Source organism: Flavobacteriales bacterium (assembly GCA_013214975.1).
Classification (GTDB): Bacteria; Bacteroidota; Bacteroidia; order DT-38; family DT-38; genus DT-38.
The window spans coordinates 1-2,794 of the sequence record JABSPR010000445.1; the positions used below are offsets into that span (position 1 = coordinate 1).

3 protein-coding genes are annotated in these 2,794 nt (G+C 38.9%); 1 reads left to right on the forward strand and 2 read right to left on the reverse strand.

Annotated elements, in window-relative coordinates; translation table 11 throughout:
• Positions 1 to 1,105 (reverse strand): hypothetical protein (locus HRT72_13855; protein NQY68793.1); only part of this gene is annotated, 1,105 nt, incomplete at its 3' end.
• A gap of 14 nt (positions 1,106 to 1,119) precedes the next feature.
• A complete protein-coding gene (locus tag HRT72_13860; protein ID NQY68794.1) occupies positions 1,120 to 2,076 on the reverse strand; it encodes a carboxypeptidase-like regulatory domain-containing protein in 957 nt (318 codons plus the stop codon).
• 199 nt (positions 2,077 to 2,275) lie between these two features.
• On the opposite strand from HRT72_13860, the gene HRT72_13865 reads away from it, so the two are divergent.
• Positions 2,276 to 2,794: DUF2400 domain-containing protein (locus HRT72_13865; protein ID NQY68795.1), on the forward strand; the 519-nt coding region annotated here is incomplete at its 3' end.

Below are 2,794 nucleotides of genomic sequence, written 5' to 3' on the forward strand. Positions count from 1 at the left end.
GATCGCCTTCGGGGTTTAAATCAATGGCTTCAACATCTTTTGCGCCAAGCGCCTTCATTTTTTTTTCTGCCACAATAGAGTTTTGTGGAAACACAACGATGTCGCTGGCGCAATACAATATTTTAACCGGTTGTTGAGGTGCCCAATCTATGATGTCGTTTTTGCGAGCTGCTACATTAACGGAGTGGTTTGGGTTGTTCTTAAAGTTATCTATCACGCTATCCTGCATAAAATCGCGATAAGTTTCATTGAGGATGTTAGACCAGTCTTCATACTCGTATGTTCCGGTGGTTACATAGTGCTGAATAGAATCCGCGAATGGTTGTTTGTAAAATTCGTTGTAATCGTTATACAGATTTCCGTACACCAACTGGTAGCCCGCAAATAAAAATGGAATGTAAGGTGCCGTGATGTACGCTTGTTGATCCGAAAATACTTGACCAAATTGCGAGTCAGACATGTCGTAAGCTCCTGCCATTGGTGCCGATGCCACAATATTAAACTCAGTTTCTAACTTATTTTCTTGAATGTATTTATGAATCGACATTGAAGCATGTCCACCTTGAGAATAACCAGCTAAGAACAACTGACCATTGTCTAGAAAGTTAGTAGAGTCTTTTAAGAACTCTCGAGCGGCTCGTATCAAATCAATACAAGCAGTTGCTTGCGATTGCCAGTGGTGGTATGGGTGAATGCCTTCATTTACTCCCATGCCAAGGTAATCGGCCATAACAGTTATATATCCATTGCCTGCGAAGAATAGCCCCTCTCCTAGTTCGTATCCATTTGAAGGAGCATTTCTGCTGCTAAAGGAAGTTCCATGCTGGAGGGCAACCAATGGCATCGTGTTACACGCTTTGTTTGGAATTAAGATTGCTCCTGAAGCTATGGTTGGTTCGCCGAATACATCTATGGTATTGTATACAATCTTAAAGGCCTGTACTGGGTTGAGGTTCATCGAATCGGTTCTCCAATCCCAATCGTTAAGTTCGTATTCTACCTCCTCCGTTTTGTAGTGATATATCTTTTCGCTGCTCACTAAATACTTTCCTGAACAAACGGAAACAGATAGTAAAACAGGCAGAAGTACAAATAGAAATTTCATGCTTATTTGGTTAATTATTCGCACTCGCAACATGGCATACATTCGTTTCTCTGCGATATTTTTTCTTGGTTTATTACTCCTTTTGATGTGGAAATGTAGGCCACTTTTCCTGGTGCAGCTTCTCCTTTTCTACCTCCACCAGTATCGGCAAAAAACATGAGATCTTTTCCGCACGCTATTTTGAAATTGTCTTTGTAGGTCTTAAAGAGTTCTCCATTTGCATACATCTTTAGTTGCTTTTCTTTGTCTCGTGTAATTACGAGATAATGCCATTGGTCCGATTTATATTTCCCAGCTCTATGGCTACTTCTATTCCAAAGGTCGTAGGTATTATCCACCGGACTAGCATACAATCCATTGTCACCTTTCCCCCAATAAATCAACCGATTCCAATATTCCTGTTGTCCCTTTTCATAATACCAGGTATATAATTTGAAGTACAGCTCAATGGTGTATTCTCCATCGCAGTTTATGCTAATTGGATCTACAGTTAGGCCACAATCCATGTCGAAAGCATAGACAGATTTATTTTTGCATGAATCAATATCTTCTATGGAGAAAGTGCCATAGCATGATTTGTTTTTAGCGTTCATAGGTAGGGATTCACCCCTTTTGTAAAAGTCGGCGAAGGTTGTATCGCACAAGTAAACGCTGTTTGGAAAAGGAAACTCCCCATACTTTACAGTAAACTCATCTAAAGACACTTTTCGCTCTTCTAAAAGGATGGTCCTTCGGTTTTTTTGGAAGTCAATATTTATTGATTTGGCTACGTATCCGAGATGTGAGAATACCAATAATCTGTTTTTATAAACTACCGGAATGTCTAACTCGAACTCTCCGTCTTGGTTAGTTGTAGTGCCAATAGGAACACCTTTTACTTGCGCATTTACAAAGGCAATACCTTTGTTTGTTATGGCATTTTTAATCTCCCCTTTAAACCGAAGGGTACTCGCATTATCAGTTTGACTCACACCGAGTGTAGAGAAGAAAAGGATGTAAAGGAAGAATAGGAGATGTTTCAGCTTATTAAGTATCAGGGTGTTTATGATTATTCTAAGTTACTGTTTAGTTCTTAAATGTCGAAAAATGGAATAGGTAACTGTTCACTATGCGACGAATTAGTACTTTATTACAATTTGATAAATTCGCCTTAATTCAAGTAATGAATATATGTCTAAAATTAATCCTGAAATAGTCGACTTCCTCAACGAGAAAGTAATTCAATATAACCGACCCAGTTTTATTGAGAGCGATCCTATTTCTATTCCACATCAGTTTAGCATAAAGGAGGATATTGAGATAATCGGTTTTTTAGTTGCTACCATTTCCTGGGGTAAAAGAGGAATGATAATTAAGAATGCAGAGAGGATGGTTAGTCTTATGGGGAAGTCGCCTCACGATTTTGTGATGGAGCATTCTGAAGAACAACTAGCCAGTTTAAGCGAGTTTGTACACCGTACTTTTAACGGAATAGATTTCTCGTTCTTTATTAAATCATTGAAGAATATTTACCTCCACCACGATGGTTTAGAAAAGGTATTTGAATCGCATGCTTCGGTTTACGATATGCAGATAGCCATACACGAATTCAAGAAAGTATTCTTCTCGATAGAGCATCCCCTGAGAACCACAAAACATGTTGGTGATCCATTAAAAGGATCTGCGGCAAAGAGAATTAATATGTACTTA